Source organism: Erwinia endophytica (assembly GCF_009295515.1).
Lineage (GTDB): Bacteria > Pseudomonadota > Gammaproteobacteria > Enterobacterales > Enterobacteriaceae > Erwinia > Erwinia endophytica.
Genome location: NZ_RQVV01000026.1, coordinates 94,938 through 115,307 on the forward strand (window position 1 = coordinate 94,938; position 20,370 = coordinate 115,307).

At 52.3% G+C, this 20,370-nt stretch carries 19 protein-coding genes and 3 tRNA genes; 10 read left to right on the forward strand and 12 right to left on the reverse strand.

What is annotated here, in order from left to right; genetic code table 11:
- Nucleotides 1-515: 515 nt before the first annotated feature.
- The 4 genes from EH228_RS09400 to orn form a co-directional block, all read right to left on the reverse strand.
- Nucleotides 516-591, reverse strand: a tRNA-Gly gene (locus EH228_RS09400).
- A 33-nt stretch (nucleotides 592-624) separates the two neighbouring features.
- Nucleotides 625-700 (reverse strand) — tRNA-Gly (locus EH228_RS09405).
- 33 nt (nucleotides 701-733) lie between these two features.
- A tRNA-Gly gene (locus tag EH228_RS09410) sits at nucleotides 734-809 on the reverse strand.
- A 206-nt stretch (nucleotides 810-1,015) separates the two neighbouring features.
- Nucleotides 1,016-1,561, reverse strand: coding sequence for an oligoribonuclease (gene orn, locus EH228_RS09415; RefSeq protein WP_152321421.1), 546 nt, complete (start codon nucleotides 1,559-1,561; stop codon nucleotides 1,016-1,018).
- 96 nt (nucleotides 1,562-1,657) lie between these two features.
- Here orn and rsgA point away from each other — a divergent pair, with 96 nt between their 5' ends.
- From rsgA to mscM, 3 genes are all read left to right on the forward strand, one after another.
- Nucleotides 1,658-2,719 carry a small ribosomal subunit biogenesis GTPase RsgA gene (gene rsgA, locus EH228_RS09420; protein ID WP_152321422.1) on the forward strand — a complete coding sequence of 354 codons (1,062 nt, stop codon included), beginning with the start codon at nucleotides 1,658-1,660 and terminating at the stop codon, nucleotides 2,717-2,719.
- A gap of 108 nt (nucleotides 2,720-2,827) precedes the next feature.
- Complete coding sequence (gene asd, locus EH228_RS09425; protein WP_152321423.1) at nucleotides 2,828-3,727, forward strand: archaetidylserine decarboxylase; 900 nt, start codon at nucleotides 2,828-2,830, stop codon at nucleotides 3,725-3,727.
- Between the two features lie 9 nt (nucleotides 3,728-3,736).
- Nucleotides 3,737-7,072 (forward strand): miniconductance mechanosensitive channel MscM, encoded by a 3,336-nt coding sequence (gene mscM / locus EH228_RS09430; protein WP_152321424.1) that lies wholly within the window; start codon nucleotides 3,737-3,739, stop codon nucleotides 7,070-7,072.
- Between the two features lie 47 nt (nucleotides 7,073-7,119).
- On the opposite strand, the gene epmA is transcribed toward mscM, so the two are convergent.
- Nucleotides 7,120-8,097, reverse strand: a complete 978-nt coding sequence (gene epmA, locus EH228_RS09435; protein ID WP_152321425.1) for an elongation factor P--(R)-beta-lysine ligase — start codon at nucleotides 8,095-8,097, stop codon at nucleotides 7,120-7,122.
- Between the two features lie 256 nt (nucleotides 8,098-8,353).
- Between epmA and frdA the strand changes: the two genes are divergently transcribed.
- The 4 genes from frdA to frdD are packed head-to-tail and all read left to right on the forward strand — an operon-like array spanning nucleotide 8,354 to nucleotide 11,630.
- Complete coding sequence (gene frdA / locus EH228_RS09440) at nucleotides 8,354-10,138, forward strand: fumarate reductase (quinol) flavoprotein subunit (protein ID WP_152321426.1); 1,785 nt, start codon at nucleotides 8,354-8,356, stop codon at nucleotides 10,136-10,138.
- A complete protein-coding gene (locus EH228_RS09445) occupies nucleotides 10,131-10,865 on the forward strand; it encodes a succinate dehydrogenase/fumarate reductase iron-sulfur subunit (protein ID WP_152321427.1) in 735 nt (244 codons plus the stop codon). The genes frdA and EH228_RS09445 overlap by 8 nt, the downstream gene beginning before the upstream one ends.
- Before the next feature lie 10 nt (nucleotides 10,866-10,875).
- Nucleotides 10,876-11,280, forward strand: coding sequence for a fumarate reductase subunit FrdC (gene frdC / locus EH228_RS09450; protein WP_152321428.1), 405 nt, complete (start codon nucleotides 10,876-10,878; stop codon nucleotides 11,278-11,280).
- Entirely contained in the window at nucleotides 11,277-11,630 is a 354-nt protein-coding gene (frdD, locus tag EH228_RS09455) for a fumarate reductase subunit FrdD (protein ID WP_152321429.1), read from the forward strand. Before frdC ends, frdD begins: the two co-directional genes overlap by 4 nt.
- Before the next feature lie 135 nt (nucleotides 11,631-11,765).
- On the opposite strand, the gene EH228_RS09460 is transcribed toward frdD, so the two are convergent.
- The 3 genes from EH228_RS09460 to efp form a co-directional block, all read right to left on the reverse strand.
- Nucleotides 11,766-11,900, reverse strand: coding sequence for an entericidin A/B family lipoprotein (locus EH228_RS09460; RefSeq protein WP_152321430.1), 135 nt, complete (start codon nucleotides 11,898-11,900; stop codon nucleotides 11,766-11,768).
- Nucleotides 11,901-12,008: 108 nt separating this feature from the next.
- The gene (locus tag EH228_RS09465; RefSeq protein WP_152321431.1) at nucleotides 12,009-12,140 is read right to left on the reverse strand and encodes an entericidin A/B family lipoprotein; all 132 of its coding nucleotides are present in this window, start codon (nucleotides 12,138-12,140) and stop codon (nucleotides 12,009-12,011) included.
- Nucleotides 12,141-12,199: 59 nt separating this feature from the next.
- Nucleotides 12,200-12,766 carry an elongation factor P gene (gene efp, locus EH228_RS09470; protein ID WP_152321432.1) on the reverse strand — a complete coding sequence of 189 codons (567 nt, stop codon included), beginning with the start codon at nucleotides 12,764-12,766 and terminating at the stop codon, nucleotides 12,200-12,202.
- Between the two features lie 41 nt (nucleotides 12,767-12,807).
- Here efp and epmB point away from each other — a divergent pair, with 41 nt between their 5' ends.
- Nucleotides 12,808-13,836 (forward strand): EF-P beta-lysylation protein EpmB, encoded by a 1,029-nt coding sequence (gene epmB, locus EH228_RS09475; RefSeq protein WP_152321433.1) that lies wholly within the window; start codon nucleotides 12,808-12,810, stop codon nucleotides 13,834-13,836.
- 88 nt (nucleotides 13,837-13,924) lie between these two features.
- Here epmB and EH228_RS09480 read toward each other — a convergent pair whose 3' ends face one another.
- From EH228_RS09480 to EH228_RS09495, 4 genes are all read right to left on the reverse strand, one after another.
- Nucleotides 13,925-14,275: a DUF4156 domain-containing protein gene (locus EH228_RS09480; protein ID WP_152321434.1), complete on the reverse strand. Its 351-nt coding sequence runs from the start codon at nucleotides 14,273-14,275 to the stop codon at nucleotides 13,925-13,927.
- A gap of 196 nt (nucleotides 14,276-14,471) precedes the next feature.
- Nucleotides 14,472-16,118, reverse strand: a complete 1,647-nt coding sequence (gene groL / locus EH228_RS09485; RefSeq protein WP_152321435.1) for a chaperonin GroEL — start codon at nucleotides 16,116-16,118, stop codon at nucleotides 14,472-14,474.
- Between the two features lie 46 nt (nucleotides 16,119-16,164).
- A complete protein-coding gene (locus EH228_RS09490; RefSeq protein ID WP_152321436.1) occupies nucleotides 16,165-16,458 on the reverse strand; it encodes a co-chaperone GroES in 294 nt (97 codons plus the stop codon).
- A gap of 212 nt (nucleotides 16,459-16,670) precedes the next feature.
- A complete protein-coding gene (locus tag EH228_RS09495; RefSeq protein WP_240116263.1) occupies nucleotides 16,671-17,135 on the reverse strand; it encodes an FxsA family protein in 465 nt (154 codons plus the stop codon).
- Between the two features lie 370 nt (nucleotides 17,136-17,505).
- Between EH228_RS09495 and aspA the strand changes: the two genes are divergently transcribed.
- Nucleotides 17,506-18,939: an aspartate ammonia-lyase gene (gene aspA, locus EH228_RS09500; RefSeq protein WP_152321438.1), complete on the forward strand. Its 1,434-nt coding sequence runs from the start codon at nucleotides 17,506-17,508 to the stop codon at nucleotides 18,937-18,939.
- 115 nt (nucleotides 18,940-19,054) lie between these two features.
- Nucleotides 19,055-20,350 (forward strand): anaerobic C4-dicarboxylate transporter, encoded by a 1,296-nt coding sequence (locus EH228_RS09505; protein ID WP_152321439.1) that lies wholly within the window; start codon nucleotides 19,055-19,057, stop codon nucleotides 20,348-20,350.
- Nucleotides 20,351-20,370: the final 20 nt, after the last annotated feature.

The following is a 20,370-nucleotide window of genomic DNA, read 5'->3' on the forward strand; positions in this document are numbered from 1 at the left end:
TCAGGAGCATGTTTCGTGCTCAGCAAAAATCGCTGGCATGCTGACGACCTGGCTAAGCAAAGATAAATGTTGAATGAGTATATCCAATGAGCGCCAGCCTGTTAGCAACAGAACCATGAAAAAAATGCGCTTACGGTACAGAGCGAACAGCAGAAACAACTGGTACGAACGATATAAAAAGGGTTATCCCATGATGCATAAGTAAATCGCCAGAGATAATCCAGGTGGCTTAACAGTTTTCCACACGCTGTGCATAAAAATAAAAAGTTGTTGTCATTCAATTAGCACAGAAAGCACAACCGATCCAGATAACAATTTTAAATATCATTAAATATATAAAAACCAATGAGTTATAAAATAAACTCAACAATCCATACTCTCAGAACATTCCCCCACGGGCAAAGATAGCTGTGGATAACTCTGTTAAAGAATTTTTTAAAATATGCTGAAAAGCGAAACGGGGCTGAGTTATCGCTGTGGATAAATCACCTGACAGGGAGGAGAAAATTTTTATCTGGAGCGGGAAACGAGACTCGAACTCGCGACCCCGACCTTGGCAAGGTCGTGCTCTACCAACTGAGCTATTCCCGCTTGGGTATCTGGTGCAATACAACAACATTATTTTGGAGCGGGAAACGAGACTCGAACTCGCGACCCCGACCTTGGCAAGGTCGTGCTCTACCAACTGAGCTATTCCCGCCTGGGTATCTGGTGCAATACAGCAACATCATTTTGGAGCGGGAAACGAGACTCGAACTCGCGACCCCGACCTTGGCAAGGTCGTGCTCTACCAACTGAGCTATTCCCGCTCTGCGTAACACAATAAAAACTGTTGTGGTACGGGGTGCGCATTATACGAGAAAAGAAACCTGCCGCAAGACTGTTACTGCAAAATTTTTCCGTTTCTTGCTCAACTGCTGATTAAATCGGCAAACGAATATTTTATATCGGCGACATACATGCGCTAAGTATCATTCAGCCACCCTGTCGCCGGCAAACCGTCACTATCTTCCCATTAATGCTGAATAAAATGCTGGCGGTAGTAAGCCAGTTCCGCGACAGATTCACGAATATCGTCCAGGGCTTGATGGGTCCCCTGCTTTTTGAAACCGGGCAAGATTTCCGGCTTCCAACGACGGGCCAGTTCTTTCAGCGTGCTGACGTCCAGATAGCGATAATGGAAATACGCTTCCAACTCTGGCATATACTTAAACAGAAAGCGGCGATCCTGACCGATACTGTTACCACAGATAGGCGAACTGTTGGCGGGAACCCACTGCTTCAGGAACTCAAGGGTCGCCACCTCAGCGGCGCGCTCGTCATACTGACTTTCCTTCACCCGCGCCACAAGACCGCTGTTAGTGTGAGTTTTCACATTCCAGTCATCCATCAGCGCCAACTGAGCATCCGACTGGCGCACGGCGAAAACGGGTCCTTCCGCCAGAATATTCAAATCAGCATCCGTCACCAGGGTGGCAATCTCAATAATGCGATCCTGTTCTGGATCCAGCCCAGTCATTTCAAGGTCAATCCAAATCAGATTATTGGCATTTGCAGTCATAGGGTTTCTCGCCGTGGCTTATATCATCACACATTAGGGTGTATCATAAACGTTTTGCCCTGTCAGGGCGATGTCTGCCAATTCCTGTGAGGAAGAGTGAGTAAAAACAAACTGTCCAAAGGCCAGCAACGCCGCGTCAGCGCCAACCATGATCGCCGCCTGAAACAGCGAGCCGATAAGCCAGAACCTGACGATAGCCTGTTTGGTGAAGCGCGGAATGGCGTGGTGATCAGTCGTTTTGGCATGCATGCCGATGTGGAAGATGCGGACAGTTCAATACATCGCTGTAATATCCGTCGCACTATCCGTTCACTGGTTACAGGAGACCGCGTGTTGTGGCGTCCTGGCCTGCAAGACGGGGCAACCGTCAAAGGTATCGTGGAAGCCGTTCATGAGCGCACCTCGGTCCTTACCCGACCCGATTTTTACGATGGCGTGAAGCCAATTGCGGCAAACATCAACCAGATTGTTATCGTCTCTGCGATTTTGCCCGAACTGTCGCTGAATATGATTGACCGCTACCTGATCGCCTGTGAAACACTGGATATCGAACCGTTGTTAGTCCTGAACAAAACTGACCTGCTGGATGCTGAAGGCCGCCAGTTTGTCGATCAACAAATGGCGATTTACCGCCACATTGGTTATCGTGTACTGATGGTATCCAGTCAGCAAAAAAAAGGTCTGGCTGAACTGGAAACCGCGCTGACTGGCCGCATCAGCATTTTCGCCGGTCAGTCTGGCGTGGGTAAATCCAGTCTGCTGAATGCCCTGCTGGGACTGGAACTGGGAACGAATGAAATCCTCACCAATGACGTTTCCGACGTCTCAGGGCTGGGGCAACACACCACAACGGCTTCACGACTGTACCACTTCCCTCACGGCGGCGACGTCATCGACTCTCCTGGCGTCAGGGAATTCGGACTATGGCATCTTGAGCCGGAACAAATCACCCGTGGATTTGTCGAATTCCGTGAGTTTTTAGGTCACTGCAAATTTCGCGACTGCAAACACAATAATGACCCGGGCTGTGCCATCCGCGAAGCGGTAGAGCGGGGAGATATCGATGAATCGCGTTTTGCAAACTACCACCGCATTCTGGACAGCATGTCAGATATGCAGTTGAAAACGCGCCGCAGTTTTTCAGAAAATGGTGACTAAACCCGGCCCTGTCGTTTGACCGGGCAGGCAGCCATAGCCTGAATGACAGAGCACTGTTACAATCCGCACCCTTCTATCTCTGCTATCTGATCAAGCCAGGAGGCTACTGTGTTGGATCGTCTGAAACTCGGCCTGAATGCCATTTTGCCTAAAAAGGGTCTTACTGAATTAGCCGGTTGGGGCGCAGGCAAGCGCGGCGGGTGGCTGACCAAAGCCGTTATCGATATTTTTGTCTGGTACTACAAAGTCGATATGACTGAAGCACAAAAACCGTATACCGGCAGTTATCGTACTTTTAATGACTTCTTTACCCGTCCGCTGCGTGATGACATCCGCCCTGTTGAGACTGATCCTCATCTGTTGGTGTTGCCAGCCGACGGCGCCGTCAGCCAGGCTGGACACATCGAGAATGACCAAATTTTCCAGGCAAAAGGCCATACTTATTCGCTGGAAGCGCTGCTGGCGGGTAATACCGCCATGGTCGACATGTTCCGCGACGGTGAATTCGTTACCACCTACCTCTCGCCGCGTGACTATCATCGCGTACACATGCCATGCAACGGTATCCTGCGCGAGATGATCTACGTACCCGGCGACCTTTATTCTGTTAACCCGCTGACCGCACAGAATATCCCTAACCTGTTTGCCCGTAACGAGCGCGTCATCTGCCTGTTCGATACTGAATTTGGCCCCATGGCGCAGATCCTGGTGGGCGCGACGATTGTAGGCAGTATTGAAACCGTCTGGGCCGGAACGGTTACCCCGCCACGAGAAGGCGTGATTAAACGCTGGAGCTGGCCCGGTGCCAATGAAGAAGGCGCCATAGCACTGCTGAAAGGCCAGGAAATGGGGCGTTTTAAGCTGGGATCAACCGTCATTAATCTGTTCGCTCCGGGCCAGATTAAACTGGCCGAAAGCCTGACACCAGACACCAGGACTCGTCTTGGCCAAACGTTGGCTATCGCACTGCAAGCAACCAGTGCGCAAGCCGTGTCACACCATTCATAACGGACACGCATGTTACGCCTGATTTTTACTATTCTGTTAGGCTGGAGCCTTATTCAGCCCACCTGGGCCGCCAGTGTACCTGACGCTGCCCAAATCAAGCTGTCGCTTGAAGAAGCGAAGTCTGACAAAATGACACCCAATCAGGCAGACACTGTGGATGCGTTGCAGTCTGCACTGAACTGGCTGGATGAACAGCGAAAGTCGCTGGCTAACACGAACGATAACCAGCTGATTATCGACGATTTCCCCAAACTTGCGCGCGATCTTCGTCAGCAAATAGCCTCGCTGGCTAATCCCCCTAACACGGTACATAGCACAATGTCCGCGGCAGAGTTGGATCAGGAAATCCTGCAAATCAGCAGCCAATTGTTAGAAGAAGTCCGACTGGCACAGCAGGAACAGGATCGCAGCAGGGAAGTCAGCGATTCACTGGCTCAGTTACCGCAGCAGCAAACCGAAGCCAGACGCGCGCTGAATGAGATTGAGCGTCGTCTGCAGGGGCAACCCGTAGCGGCAACACCGCTGGCACAGGCTCAACTGACCGCCCGTCAGGCCGAATCTGCCGCACAGAAAGCGCGAGTAGATGAACTGGAACTGGTTCAGCTTTCAGCCAGCAACCGCCAGGAGTTAGCGCGTTTACGCAGTGAACTCCACCAGCGCAAGGCTAAGCTGCTCGACGCCAGGCTGCAGGAACTGCGCAACCAGCTCAACAGCCTCCGGCAGCGTGAAGCCGAACAGGCGCTGGAAAAAACTGAACAGATGGCAGAAAACAGCGGCGATCTGCCAAAGAACATCACAGAACAATTCCATGTCAATCGCGAACTGTCCGCAGCGCTAAACCAGCAAGCGCAACGGATGGATCTGGTCGCTTCACAGCAACGTACCGCGATTAAGCAGACTATTCAGGTACGACAGGCGCTGAGCACCATTCGTGAACAGTCGCAGTGGCTGGGGGTCTCCAACGTCCTGGGTGAAGCGCTACGGGCGCAGGTTGCCCGCCTGCCGGAAATGCCCAAATCGCAGCAACTGGATAATGAACTGGGCCAGTTGCGGGTTCAACGACTGCACTATGAAGAACTGATTGAGCGTCAACAGCAGCTCAGACAACTCAGGCAGGATGACGGTAGCCCCCTGACGGCGGACCAACGCAAAATCCTTGATGCCCAGTTGAAAACTCAACGCGAACTCATTAGTTCACTGCTGTCCGGCAGCGATAATCTGATCCTTGAAGTGACTAAGCTGAAAGTGGTCAATGGCCAGTTAGAAGACGCGCTAAGAGAGGTACAGGAAGCCACTCATCGCTACCTGTTCTGGACGGCGGATGTCAGCGCCGTGGGGCTGAGTTTCCCGCTCGATCTGATGCGTGACCTGAAAAGCCTGTTGTCACTGGACACCCTCGGCCAGCTCGGCGGCGCGCTGGTGATGATGGTCACCAGTCAGGAAACCGTGCTCCCCGTTATCGGCGCCTTACTGCTGGTTGGGTTCAGCCTCAGTTCACGCCGTCACTATAGCGACTTCCTCAATCGTTCCGCCAACAAGGTGGGCAAAGTCACTCAGGATCGCTTTGGTCTGACAATGCGCACTGTATTCTGGTCAATACTGGTGGCGCTACCGCTACCGGTGCTATGGATGGCCCTGGGATACGGCCTGCAGCACGCCTGGCCCTACCCCATTGCGGTGGCCATTGGCGATGGTGTAACCGCTACAGTACCGCTGTTGTGGGTGTTTATGATTAGCGCGGCTTTCGCCCGCCCCAAAGGACTGTTCATTGTTCATTTCGGCTGGCAACAACACCGGGTAGCCCGGGCGATGCGTTTTTACAGTTTGTGCGTCGGCTTCGTCGTACCGCTGATCATGTTGCTGATTAGCTTTGATAATCTGGAAGACCGCCAGTTCTCCGCCACGCTGGGAAGACTCTGTTTCATCCTGATTTGCGGCGCGCTCAGCCTGGTGACGGTCAGCCTGAAGCGGGCTGGGATTCCGCTATACCTCGATAAAGAGGGTAACGGTGAAAACGTTATCAACAACATCCTGTGGAACCTGCTGATCGGTATTCCGCTGATTGCCGTACTGGCATCCTGTATTGGTTACCTGGCGACAGCACAAGCGCTGCTGGCCAGGCTGGAAACCTCAGTAGCCATCTGGTTCCTGTTGCTGGTCATTTACCACATTATCCGGCGTTGGATGCTTATCCAGCGACGCCGCATCGCCTTTGACCGCGCTCGGCATCGTCGTGCTGAAATCCTCGCCCAGCGAGCAAAAGGTGAAGATGATCTCCCTTCAACGCAGAATAATTCTGACGTGCCGGAAGTGGATGAACCCATTATTGACCTGGATGTAATCAGCGCCCAGTCTCTGCGGCTGGTGCGCTCAATCCTGACCCTGATTGCGCTGGTTTCAGTGATTGTGCTGTGGTCAGAAATTCACTCAGCCTTTGGCTTCCTGGAGAACATCAGGTTGTGGGATGCCAGTACCACCATCCAGGGCGTGGAGAGCCTGCAACCGATAACACTAGGCTCGGTGCTGATAGCCGTTCTGGTACTGATTATCACCACCCAGTTGGTGAGAAACATGCCAGCCCTGCTTGAGCTGGCTTTGTTGCAACACCTCAACCTGACACCCGGTACCGGCTATGCCATCACCACTCTGACGAAATACCTGCTGATCCTGATCGGGAGCCTGATGGGCTTCTCGATGATTGGTATCGACTGGTCTAAGTTGCAATGGCTGGTCGCAGCGTTAGGCGTCGGATTGGGGTTCGGTCTGCAGGAAATCTTTGCCAACTTTATCTCCGGCTTAATTATTCTGTTTGAAAAACCAATCCGCATCGGCGATACCGTCACCATCCGTGATCTAACCGGCAGCATTACCCGGATTAATACCCGCGCCACGACCATCACCGACTGGGATCGCAAAGAGATCATCGTTCCGAACAAAGCCTTTATCACCGAGCAATTTGTTAACTGGTCCCTGTCAGACTCGGTCACACGTGTGGTACTGACGATCCCCGCCACTGCGGAAGCGAACAGCGAGGAAGTCACTAACGTGCTACTGACCGCCGCCCAGCGTTGCCAGTATGTGCTGGAAACACCCCCGCCGGAAGCCTGGCTGGTCGATTTACAGCAGGGTATTCAGCTATTTGAACTGCGTATCCATGCGGCGGAGATGGGGCATCGTATGCCGTTGCGCCATGAACTGCATCAATTGATCTTGCAAGGTTACCAGGAGCACGGTCTGGAGATGCCATTCCCACCGTTCCAGGTGCGGATGGAAACCGCCTGGCGCAAAACATCGGCTGGCAATAACCGGCCAAACGCGAAAACGTATAAGTCAGGCGGGTTATAAGCGAGGTTGCTCAGGGACTGATTTATCAGCCCCTGAGCAGACATGCCTCAGCAGCGGTCTACCGCGAAAGCGATCACTTCACTCAGTTGGGAAGCCTGTAGCGCCAGCATCACCAGACGATCGACACCCAACGCCACCCCCGAACACTCTGGCATTCCGTGCGCCAACGCATCCAGCAAGTTGGTATCAATCGGTTGTGGCGGCAAACTCCGGGCGACGCGCTTACGGTTGTCCTGTTCAAAACGCTGACGCTGCTCACGGCTGTCGGTCAGTTCGCGGAAACCATTAGCCAGCTCAATTCCTTTGAAATACACCTCAAAACGTTCTGCCACTCGGTGATCTTCCGTACTGATCTCTGCCAGAGCAGCCTGACTGGCGGGGAAATGATAAACGAAAACCGGTTTATCTTTACCAATTTGCGGTTCAACACCCGTCACAAACAGCAGCTGCAACAACGTATCGCGGTCTTCCTCGCGGTTAGCCAAATCCCCTACTCCCAGCTTATCGGCCACTTCACGCAACTGCGTTTTGTCAGCGGAAAGCGGGTCGATTTCCAGATGGCGGATAAAGACCTGCTGATAAGAGAGCGTTTCAGCCGGGGCGCTTTCCAGTATCTGTTGCAGCAGATCATCCACTTCATTCATCAGACGATACATATCGTAATGTGGGCGGTACCACTCCAGCATGGTGAACTCAGGATTGTGATGACGCCCCGCTTCTTCGTTACGAAAACTGCGGCACAGTTGGAAGATCGGCCCGCTGCCCGCTGCCAGCAGGCGTTTCATATGGTATTCCGGACTGGTCATCAGGTAGAGGTCCAGCCCTTGCGCCGCTCCCGGCCCGACAAAGCGCGTCTGAAAAGGAAACAGATTAATATCAGTCACGGTAGCCTGGCTCATCGCCGGAGTTTCCACTTCCAGAACCCCACGATCGGCAAAAAAACGCCGAATTTCAGCCACAATCGCCGCCCGTTTTAATAAATTGGCAATGGGGGCGCTCGGCAGCCAACTGGCCGTATCGCTCATATTTTCTACTCCTCTGTCAACAGGTGAAGCAGTCTACCCGAGCCGCTCCAGACAAACAAATCCTCACGGATAAATCCAGGCCCGCCGTTACGCCCTGTGACCGTCGAAAAACACCATGGCGATCTCGTTTTTATCGTTTATTTCTTGCCCAAATGCCTGAGCACATCAAGTTTGTCTCTGATAGCCAGTTTTATACTGTTCTCCCGGGAAAACAGAGGGACTTTCCCTCATCCTCCATTCTGACAGGGAGAACATCGTGCAAACCTTTACTGCAGATTTGGTGATTGTCGGCGCTGGTGGAGCTGGTCTCCGCGCCGCCATTGCTGCCGCTGAAGCATCCCCCACCCTTTCTATCGCGCTGGTCTCAAAAGTCTATCCCATGCGGAGCCACACCGTGGCCGCAGAAGGCGGCTCTGCGGCCGTCACTCAGTCTCATGATAGCTTCGATCTGCACTTCCAGGACACGGTCTCTGGCGGCGACTGGCTGTGTGAACAGGACGTGGTGGATTACTTTGTTGAGCACTGCCCGCGTGAGATGGCCCAGATGGAAATCTGGGGTTGCCCATGGAGCCGCCGGAAGGATGGCTCAGTTAATGTGCGCCGCTTCGGTGGGATGAAAATTGAGCGGACCTGGTTCGCGGCCGATAAGACCGGCTTTCATATGCTGCACACGTTGTTCCAGACCTCGCTGAAATATCCGCAAATTACCCGTTTCGATGAGCACTTTGTCCTCGATCTGCTGGTTGACGACGGGGAAGCCCGCGGGCTGGTCGCCATGAATATGATGGAAGGTACGCTGATCCAGATTCATGCAGGCGCCGTGATACTGGCGACCGGCGGAGCTGGCCGGGTTTATCGCTACAACACCAATGGCGGCATCGTCACCGGAGACGGTATGGGAATGGCCCTGCGCCATGGCGTACCACTGCGAGATATGGAGTTTGTGCAATACCATCCAACCGGTCTGCCAGGTTCAGGCATTCTGATAACAGAAGGTTGTCGCGGTGAAGGCGGCATCATGGTGAACAAAGACGGCTATCGCTACCTGCAGGATTACGGCATGGGGCCGGAAACACCTCTTGGCCAGCCTAAAAATAAATATATGGAGCTGGGGCCACGGGACAAAGTCTCTCAGGCTTTCTGGCACGAATCCCAGAAAGGGCGCACCATCCACACGCCGCGTGGCGAAGTGGTCCATCTGGATCTGCGCCATCTTGGCGAGAAAAAACTGCATGAACGCCTACCGTTTATTTGTGAACTGAGCAAAGCCTATATCGGTATCGATCCCGTCACCAGCCCGATCCCCATCCGTCCTACCGCGCACTACACGATGGGCGGCATTGAAACCAATTCCCGCTGTGAAAGCCGTATTCGCGGGCTGTTTGCCGTCGGTGAGTGTTCATCGGTAGGTCTGCATGGCGCAAATCGGCTGGGTTCTAATTCACTGGCGGAACTGGTCGTTTTTGGTCGCATGGCGGGAGAAGCTGCGGCTGAACGCGCACTGGAAAGTCAGAAAACCGCCACAGCAGGTCTGGAAGCCCAGACCAGAGATTGCGAGCAACGTCTGAAAAAACTGGCGAATCAGCAAGGTAAGGAAAGCTGGTCCACGCTGCGGGATGAAATGGGTAAGTCGATGGAAGACGGCTGCGGTATCTATCGCACACCGGAACTGATGCAAAATACCATCAACAAACTGGCGGAGCTGAAAGAGCGCTTCAGTCGGGTACACATCAGCGATACCTCCAGCGTATTTAATACTCAGTTATTGTACAGTATCGAGCTGGCTCACAGCCTGGACGTCGCCGAGTGCATGGCTCATGCCGCTTTTCAACGCAAAGAATCACGTGGAGCGCACCAGCGGCTTGACGAAGGCTGCACCACCCGCGATGACGACAACTTCCTCAAGCATTCGCTCAGTTTCTTTAATCCGCAAGGCGCACCGAGCATCGACTGGGATCAGGTAAAAATTACCCGACTTCCTCCGGCGAAGCGCGTTTATGGCGCGGAATCAGAAAGTAAGGAGGCATCCCAGCATGACTGAATTACCGCGCTGCAAAATTGAAATCCAACGCTACAATCCAGAAGTGGACAAGGAGCCGCACAGCGAATTTTTTGATGTTCCGTGGGATGAGCAGACCTCTCTGCTGGATGCACTGGGATACATCAAAGATAACCTCGCTTACGATCTCTCTTATCGCTGGTCCTGTCGGATGGCGATTTGCGGCTCCTGCGGCATGATGGTCGACAAGGTGCCCAAACTGGCCTGTAAGACGTTTTTGCGCCATTACCCGCAGGGGATGCGTGTTGAACCGCTGGCGAATTTCCCGATTGAGCGCGATCTGATCGTCGACATGAGCCGCTTTATCGAAAGCCTGGAAGCGATCAAACCCTACATTATCGGCAACAGCCACCCGGTCCAGGAGGGACCCGGCAAACAGACGCCCGCGCAGATGGCCCGGTATCACCAGTTCTCGGGCTGTATCAACTGTGGACTGTGCTATGCCGCCTGTCCGCAGTTTGGCCTGAACCCAGAGTTTATCGGCCCTGCGGCTATCACCCTGGCACACCGTTACAACCTCGACAATCGTGATAACGGCAAGCAGCAGCGGATGCCGCTATTGAACAGCGATAACGGCGTCTGGCCTTGTACATTTGTTGGCTACTGTTCCGAAGTCTGTCCGAAGCATGTTGACCCGGCGGCAGCTATCCAGCAAAGCAAAGTGGAAAGCGCCAAAGACTTTCTGATTGCCACGCTCAGACCGCAATAAGGAGTGCCCCATGACCTCAAAACGTAATGCTTATCATCGTCCGGTAACGGCCAGTTGGTGGCTGAAGTCGGGTTTCTACCGCTTTTATATGCTGCGCGAAGGCACCGCCATTCCGGCGCTATGGTTCAGCCTTGAGCTCATCTTTGGCCTGTTCGCCCTGAAGCATGGCGAGCAGAATTGGGCGGCGTTTGTCAGTTTTCTGCAGCATCCGCTGGTGATAGCACTGAACCTGCTGGCGCTGGCTGCCGCGCTGTTGCACAGCAAAACCTGGTTTGAGCTGGCACCGAAAGCCTCCGTGATCGTCATCGGCGACAAAAAACTCTCCTCCGCACCCATTATCAGAGGGCTGTGGAGCCTGATGATCGCCATCAGCATTATTGTGCTGGCGACCACCTTTGTTGCGGAGAAACTATGAAAACACCACCCAATCGTTCTGATGAGCCCCTGTTCTGGGGACTATTCGGCGCTGGAGGCATGTGGGCCGCCCTCGTCTCGCCAGTATTAGTGCTGCTGATCGGTGTGTTATTGCCGGCAGGATCTGGACTACACGCCCTGAGTTACGAGCGCATCCTTGGATTTGCCCAAAGCTGGCTGGGTCGTGGGCTGATCTTTCTCGCCATTGTGTTACCGATATGGTGTGCCCTGCACCGTTTGCATCACGGCATGCATGATATGAAAATCCACGTCCCCGCGGGGAAATGGGTCTTCTACGGTCTGGCTACGATCCTTTCCGTGGTCACCGCTATCGGCGTTATCACCCTGTAAATCTCAGGCGGCTCCCTGGCCGCCTGTATAACGCTGTCGAGACTTAAGCAGATAAAAATAGCGCCGGTTTCCGATCAAAAAATAGCTATCGCAGGCGGTTCATTTCATTGACCAGGCATCAACAGGTGAATGATATTACTGAGCGCTACGCTGAATAGCCCGCCCGCCTGCTGATATATCTTCCCCCACACCACGCGTGGTATTACATGCGGTGAGCAGCGAAGAAAGTAGCAAAGCGGAGAAGAGCGCAACAATATTTTTCTTTAACATGACAATTTCCTTGTTACCAGACGTTAAAGTACAGCGTATTAAGCATAGCCGTATTTCTGCCTGACACGCCTGAAACGCGTAACAAAAGGAAATCTTCAGCCCCGAAGATCAGCTGGCCGCGTGGGAAATAGCACCACCGAGATGCTGAACATCCTCGCCAAATCCGTGAAAGGTGTTGCAGGCGCTCAATGCGCTGGTCATCAACAATGCAACAGTAATGAATTTAATCCAGTTCATCATTTACTCAGACTCACATCGTTCAAGGACTGGGCCTGAAACCAGGCCCCTGACCGTTGGGCTTATTTTACGCGGGCGACGTATTCACCAGAACGCGTATCAACTTTGATAACTTCACCAATCTGTACAAACAATGGTACTTTCACCACCGCGCCAGTAGACAAGGTTGCTGGCTTACCGCCAGTACCCGCGGTATCGCCTTTCAGACCGGGATCGGTATCCACTATTTCCAGTTCCACAAAGTTTGGCGGTAACACCTGAATAGGCTTGCCGTTCCACAGAGTCACAATGCACTCCGCATTGTCCAGTAACCATTTCGCCGCATCCCCGACGGTTTTCGCTTCAACAGGGTGTTGTTCAAACGTTTCCGGGTGCATGAAATGGTAGAACTCACCGTCGTTATACAGGTAGTTCAGATTGGTATCCATCACGTCTGCACCTTCGGCAGAGTCGGTAGATTTAAAGGTTTTCTCAACGCGGCTACCGGTCAGCAGACGACGCATTTTCACACGAGCGAAAGCCTGACCTTTGCCGGGTTTAACGAACTCGCTGGATTCAATAGCGTAAGGTTCGCCTTCGAACATGATTTTAAGACCGGGACGGAAATCGTTGCTAGAATAAGTTGCCATAAAGGCCCTCTACAATTTAATACTGGTACTTAGCCAAAAAAATGGCACACATTGTAACCCTAAATACCCCTTCGCGAGAAGAATGGTTGCATCAACTTGCAGATGTAATCACCGATCCCGATGAATTACTGCGCCTTTTAGGCCTTGATGCGCACCCGGTTCTGGCCGCAGGCAGTGATGCTCGTCGTCTTTTCGCCTTGCGCGTACCCAGAAACTTTGTCGCCAGAATGCAAAAAGGCGATCCACAAGACCCTCTTCTGCTGCAGGTGCTCACCGCCAGCCAGGAATTTATTGACGCGCCAGGTTACAGCACCGACCCGCTCGATGAGCAGAACAGCGTGGTGCCTGGTCTGTTACATAAATATCATAATCGTGCGCTATTGCTGGTCAAAGGCGGTTGTGCCGTTAATTGCCGCTATTGCTTCCGTCGCCATTTTCCTTACGCTGATAATCAAGGCAACAAACGCAACTGGCAACAAGCCCTGGAGTATATCCGAGAGCAACCAGAACTGGATGAGATTATTTTCTCCGGCGGCGATCCGTTAATGGCAAAGGATACGGAACTGGATTGGCTGATTAGCCAACTGGAGCAAATCCCACAGATTAAAAGATTGCGTATCCACAGTCGGTTGCCAGTGGTCATCCCCTGCCGGGTCACATCTTCATTGTGCGAACGGCTGGCGGAATCTCGTTTGCAAACCCTGCTGGTCACCCACATCAACCACGCTCAGGAAATTAATGATGAGCTGCGACAGGCATTACTGCAATTAAAACGCGCCGGGGTCACGCTACTGAACCAAAGCGTCCTGTTACGCGGTATCAATGACAATGCAGCTACGTTGGCGACGCTGAGTCAGACGCTATTTGATGCCGGAGTGTTGCCCTACTATCTGCACGTGCTTGATAAAGTACAGGGCGCAGCACATTTTTATGTATCAGATGAGGAAGCACGGGCGATTATGCGCGAATTGCTGGCTTTGGTTTCCGGCTATATGGTACCCAAACTGGCGAGAGAGATTGGTGGCGAGCCAAGCAAAACACCTCTCGATTTGCAACTACGTCAGGTTTAAACCTGCTCAAAAATTTCCCCGGCACATAAAGCAACAGGGATGGTTCAACACGCCATCCCTGCCTTACATCACTGAAGACGATGCCGGATTATGGGCACTTATAAACCTGGCCGCTCATTTTACTGTCCATCGGCACAAAGCTTGACCAGATATTTTGGGTTGGGCTGGTCGCGCCATAAATGACATTGCCGCCCATTTCTGCCGCCCGGTTACGCAGATCGTTTGCCGCACCACGCAACGAGCTCATTTCCCCACCACCTGCGCCACTCAACCAGTTACTCTGTGAACCGGTCAGGGTACCGAGCAGTTGGCAATCGCTTGCTGGCTGTTTATCGGTAAAGGTGACCCGCTCCCCTCCAGCACTCAGTGTTTTAGAACTGCTACAACCCGCCAGCAGCATGGCCGCCACAGAAAGTCCCAGCAAGACGTTAATCCGCATTTTAATCCCCATTATTATCATCAGAGTCATTCCTGATCGTACCGGACACCCGGGTCTTGATATAAGCATCCGTTGCCCAATTTGTGATAAATCGTTGTTCAGGTCGCTTCTTGCGCCCTTACTTATACTATTTCCCCCCAAAAAGAAAAACCCCCTGTCAGGGACAGAGGGTTTCTTTTTAACACAGTGGGGAGGATTACATCATACCACCCATACCACCCATGCCACCCATGCCGCCGCCAGCACCTAAGTCTGGCGCATCACCTTTCGGCAGATCAGTCACCATACATTCGGTGGTGATCATCAGGCCAGCCACAGAAGCCGCATACTGCAGCGCAGAACGGGTCACTTTGGTTGGATCCAGAATACCGAAGTCGATCATGTCGCCGTACTCTTCGGTCTGGGCGTTGTAGCCGTAGTTGCCTTCACCGGCTTTCACCATGTTGGTCACCACGGAAGGCTCTTCACCCGCGTTAGAGACTATCTGACGCAGTGGCGATTCCATCGCGCGCAGCGCGACTTTGATTCCCACGTTCTGATCTTCGTTCTGCCCACGCAGGTCACCCAGTTTAGAAGCAACACGCACCAGCGCAACACCACCACCAGCGACCACGCCTTCTTCAACCGCGGCACGAGTCGCATGCAGGGCATCTTCAACACGGGCTTTCTTCTCTTTCATTTCAACTTCAGTTGCCGCGCCAACTTTCAGAACGGCTACGCCGCCTGCCAGTTTAGCCACGCGCTCCTGCAGTTTTTCACGATCATAATCAGAGGTGGCTTCTTCGATCTGCTGACGAATCTGAGTGACACGACCAGAAATAGCGGACTCTTCACCCACGCCATCAATGATGGTCGTAGTATCTTTGGTGATCGCCACACGTTTCGCCTGACCCAGGTCTTCCAGCGTCGCTTTTTCCAGCTCCATACCGATCTCTTCAGAGATAACGGTACCGCCAGTCAGCACAGCGATATCCTGCAACATCGCTTTACGACGGTCACCGAAGCCTGGGGCTTTAACCGCAGCGACTTTAACGATACCGCGCATGGTGTTCACCACCAGAGTTGCCAACGCTTCACCTTCAACATCTTCAGCGATGATCAACAGAGGCTTGCCGGCTTTTGCCACGGCTTCCAGTACTGGCAGCAATTCGCGAATGTTGGAGATTTTTTTGTCAGCCAGCAGGATGAACGGGCTTTCCAGCTCAATAGCGCCGGTTTCTGGTTTGTTGATGAAGTACGGCGACAGATAGCCACGGTCGAACTGCATCCCTTCAACCACATCCAGCTCATCTTGCAGGCCGCTGCCTTCTTCAACGGTAATAACACCTTCTTTACCGACTTTTTCCATCGCCTGAGCAATCAGTGTCCCCACGCTCTCGTCAGAGTTCGCAGAAATAGTCCCTACCTGAGCAATGGCTTTAGAATCAGAACAAGGAACGGAGAGTTTTTTCAGTTCTTCAACAGCCTGGATAACCGCTTTATCAATACCGCGTTTCAGATCCATCGGGTTCATACCCGCAGCAACGGCTTTCAGACCTTCATTAACGATAGACTGAGCCAACACGGTTGCAGTAGTGGTACCGTCACCTGCCGCGTCATTCGCTTTAGAGGCCACTTCTTTCACCATCTGTGCGCCCATATTTTCGAACTTGTCTTCCAGTTCGATTTCACGCGCGACAGACACGCCATCTTTAGTGATGTTCGGTGCGCCGAAAGATTTATCCAGCACCACATTACGGCCTTTTGGCCCCAGAGTCACTTTTACTGCATCTGCCAGTACATTCACGCCACGTAGCATTTTTACGCGTGCGTCATTACCGAATTTTACGTCTTTAGCTGCCATTTTTAATATCCCTTAAATTCGTTTCGTTCAGTGAGTTACACGTAAATTAAGCTTCAACAATTGCCAAAATGTCGCTCTCAGAAATGATCAGCACTTCCTCATTATCGATTTTCTCAGTTTTCGCGCCATAGCCTTCACTGAAAATGACCACATCACCGACTTTCACGTCTAATGGTTTCACTTCGCCACTTTCGAGGATACGGCCATTGCCAACAGCCAGCACTTCGCCACGGGTAGACTTGCCTGCTGCAGAGCCGGTCAGAACAATGCCTCCAGCTGATTTAGATTCCACTTCTTTACGCTTGACGATAACACGGTCGTGCAATGGACGAATTTTCATTGATAACTCTCCTTTGAGAAGTCCAATCAGTTTTTTTGGGATGAACACCGGGCTTCACTGGCACCGGCATTGTGACGGAAGAGATAAGGACGAACAGAGAACCTTTCAAGGGCAAAAAAATAAAAATTTTTCTTCTGCGTCACAACTGCACAAATAACGATCAAAAGCGGCCTTTGAAAAACAAACGGGCGGAATCTCCGCCCTGCTGTACCTTACCGCTCATCACCACCATCATTATGTTCAATCCGTTTTACATCCTTGCGTTCATACTCGCCATCCACAGTAAAACCCCCGCTATCCGGCGTTGCGCCAGAACCGCGCCATACACGCAGATGCGGCATCAGTTTCAGCGTCAAATGCTTCTGCACTGGCGGCAGCAGTAACAGCAGCCCCAGACAATCGGTAAAAAAACCCGGCAACAACAGTAAAAAACCCGCCAGAATCAACGAGACACTTTTTACCATCTCGGCCGCCGGACTCTCCCCCGCCGCCAGCTTCTGCTGCATTAACATAAAATTCTTTATCCCCTGGTTTCTCACCAGCGAGATACCAATACACGAACTGAACACCACCAACAGCATGGTTAGCAGAACACCCAGCACATGCGCGACCTGAATAAAGAGGCTTATCTCAATCCACGCGAGAACAAATAGCACTAAAAACGGTAACCAGCGCACCGCAATCTCCTGTTGCCCGGAGCTATCCCGCACAAGACGTGACAGCAAAAAAGGAAGGTCATTATGACCGTATTTTTTCAGAGATGGACACCCTACCCGCATTTTTCAACCATAGAGGTGAAAATTCATATTCTTCATCAAAATATGTCTATGATCACAGAATGTCGAAGGCGCTTGAAAAAGAAGGTAATTTTAGTGTTCAGCAGCCAGACTTTTGGCCGCTAACAGCATATAATCGCGTCCCATCAGCCGTAAACAGATCAAATATCGCCGCCAGCCATTCATGCCCCACAATGACGTTGTTTGTGATAACTCATATACCCGATAGTGACTGAAAAGATAATGGGTATTAACAACAAGAAGGTTGCTCATGACTACTAACATTCGTATCGAAGAAGACCTGTTAGGTATACGTGAAGTCCCGGCAGACGCTTACTACGGAGTTCATACTCTGCGCGCGATTGAAAACTTCGCTATCAGTAGTAGCAAAATCAGCGATATTCCTGAATTTGTCCGCGGCATGGTCATGGTCAAAAAAGCGGCGGCCATGGCTAATAAAGAACTACAGACCATTCCACACCACCTCGCCGATATCATTATTCAGGCCTGTGATGAGGTCCTGAACAACGGTAAATGCATGGATCAGTTTCCGGTTGATGTCTATCAAGGCGGCGCGGGCACCTCGGTGAACATGAATACCAATGAAGTACTGGCAAATATTGGCCTGGAACTGATGGGCCACCACAAAGGGGAATACCAGTACCTCAATCCAAACGACCACATCAACAAGTGCCAGTCCACTAACGATGCCTACCCAACAGGTTTCCGCATCGCGGTTTACTCTTCAATTCTGAAGCTACTGGATGCCATCAGACAACTGAGCGAAGGTTTCCGGCACAAGGGCATTGAGTTTAACACGATCCTGAAAATGGGACGTACTCAGTTGCAAGATGCGGTGCCGATGACTTTGGGCCAGGAATTTCACGCCTTTAGCGTCCTGCTGAATGAAGAAATCAAAAACATCTTACGCACCGCTGAACTGCTGCTGGAGGTTAACCTCGGCGCCACCGCAATCGGTACCCGCCTCAACACGCCGGATGGCTACCAGCCGTTAGCGGTTAAAAAACTGGCCGAAGTCAGTAATCTGCCATGCGTACCGGCGGAAGATTTGATTGAAGCAACATCTGACTGCGGTGCTTACGTCATGGTGCACAGCGCGCTGAAGCGCCTGGCCGTGAAGCTGTCGAAGATCTGCAACGATCTCCGTCTGCTCTCGTCCGGTCCACGTGCAGGTCTGAATGAAATCAATCTGCCGGAACTGCAGGCGGGTTCCTCTATCATGCCAGCCAAGGTGAATCCTGTGGTACCAGAGGTGGTGAATCAAGTGTGCTTCAAGGTGATCGGCAATGATGTCACCGTGACGATGGCCGCCGAAGCGGGTCAGCTACAGCTCAACGTAATGGAGCCCGTGATCAGCCAGGCAATGTTTGAGTCAGTGCATATTCTCACCAACGCTTGCACGAATCTCCTGGAAAAATGTGTGAAGGGGATAACCGCTAACAAAGCGGTATGTGAAGCCTACGTGTTCAACTCTATCGGTATCGTGACTTACCTGAACCCTTATATTGGCCACCACAATGGCGATATTGTCGGAAAAATTTGTGCCGAAACGGGCAAAAGTGTGCGTGAAGTGGTGCTGGAACGCGGTTTGCTGAGCGAAACACAGTTGGATGACATTTTCTCGCCCCAAAACCTGATGTTTCCGGCCTATAAAGCTAAACGCTATACAGATGAAAATGAGTGATATATCCGGCTGAACCAGACCAGCCATGGTCGTTCTGTGAACACCGTGCCTTTTTTAACGATGCCGCCTACCTATTATTAACGGTTGATGAGCAAAAAACGCAGGAAGAGTAAGTATGATTATATCGGAGTTGATCATCGTACTGGCGGCGATCTATCTGGGAGCGCGGTTGGGCGGCATCGGCATCGGCTTTGCTGGTGGCGTCGGGATGCTGATCCTCACCACAGGCTTTCAGATTAAGCCCGGCGTGATTCCCTTCGATGTAATTGAAATCATCATGGGGGTTATCGTGGCCATCGCGGCAATGCAAGTTGCGGGCGGCATGGATTATCTGGTTAGCCGTGCCGAGCGCTTACTGCGTAAACATCCACGCTACATTACGTTTCTGGCTCCGTTAGTAACCTATGTAATGACTCTGCTGGCGGGTACCGGTCACACGGCATTTTCAACGCTGCCAGTGATTGCTGAGGTGGCGAAGGAACAGGGTATTCGCCCTTCCCGCCCACTGTCCATTGCCGTTGTCGCGTCACAAATAGCTATCACGGCTTCCCCCATTTCGGCGGCCGTGGTGTTTTTTTCCGGCATTTTAGAAGCGAAAGGCATCAGTTATCTGGGTCTGCTTTCGGTGGCTATTCCCTCTACCATGGTCGCCATTTTCCTCGCGGCAATCATCACGAATTTCCTGGGCAAAGAACTGAAAGACGATCCGGTGTATCAGGAACGGCTGGCAAAAGGCGAAATCGTGCTACGTGGAACACGCGTGTTCAACGTCCAGCCCGGAGCAAAACGTTCGGTGCTACTGTTCCTGCTGGGTATTGTCGCCGTGGTGCTGTACGCCGCCGCACTCAGTGTTGGACTCATCACGCATCCGGTACTGTCGCGTAATGAAGCCATTGTGGTGTTTATGCTGACTGTCGCGGCCTTGATCTGTATGACCTGCAAGGTAGAGTGTGACAGGATCCTCTCTGCCAGTACTTTCAAATCCGGTATGAGCGCCTGTATCTGTGTGATGGGGGTGGCCTGGCTGGGCGACACGTTTGTGCAAGCACACATCGGTGAAATTCAACGAGTGGCTGACGCCTGGCTCAGTGACTATCCATGGATGCTGGCCGTGGTTTTATTCTTTACGGCAACCCTGCTCTATTCTCAAGCCGCCACCACGAAAGCCCTGATGCCTGCTGCGCTCTTACTGGGCGTATCGCCGGTGACCGCGGTGGCTTCTTTTGCCGCCGTCTCGGCCCTGTTTGTGCTGCCGACCTATCCGACGCTGCTGGCCGCAGTGGAAATGGATGAGACCGGCTCCACTCGCATCGGCAAATTCGTTTTCAACCACTCCTTCATTGTACCTGGAACGCTGGCCATCATGTTCTCAGTCGCCCTGGGGTTCCTGTTCGGCCATCTGTTCCTGTGAGCCTGACGTGAATTCAGGTC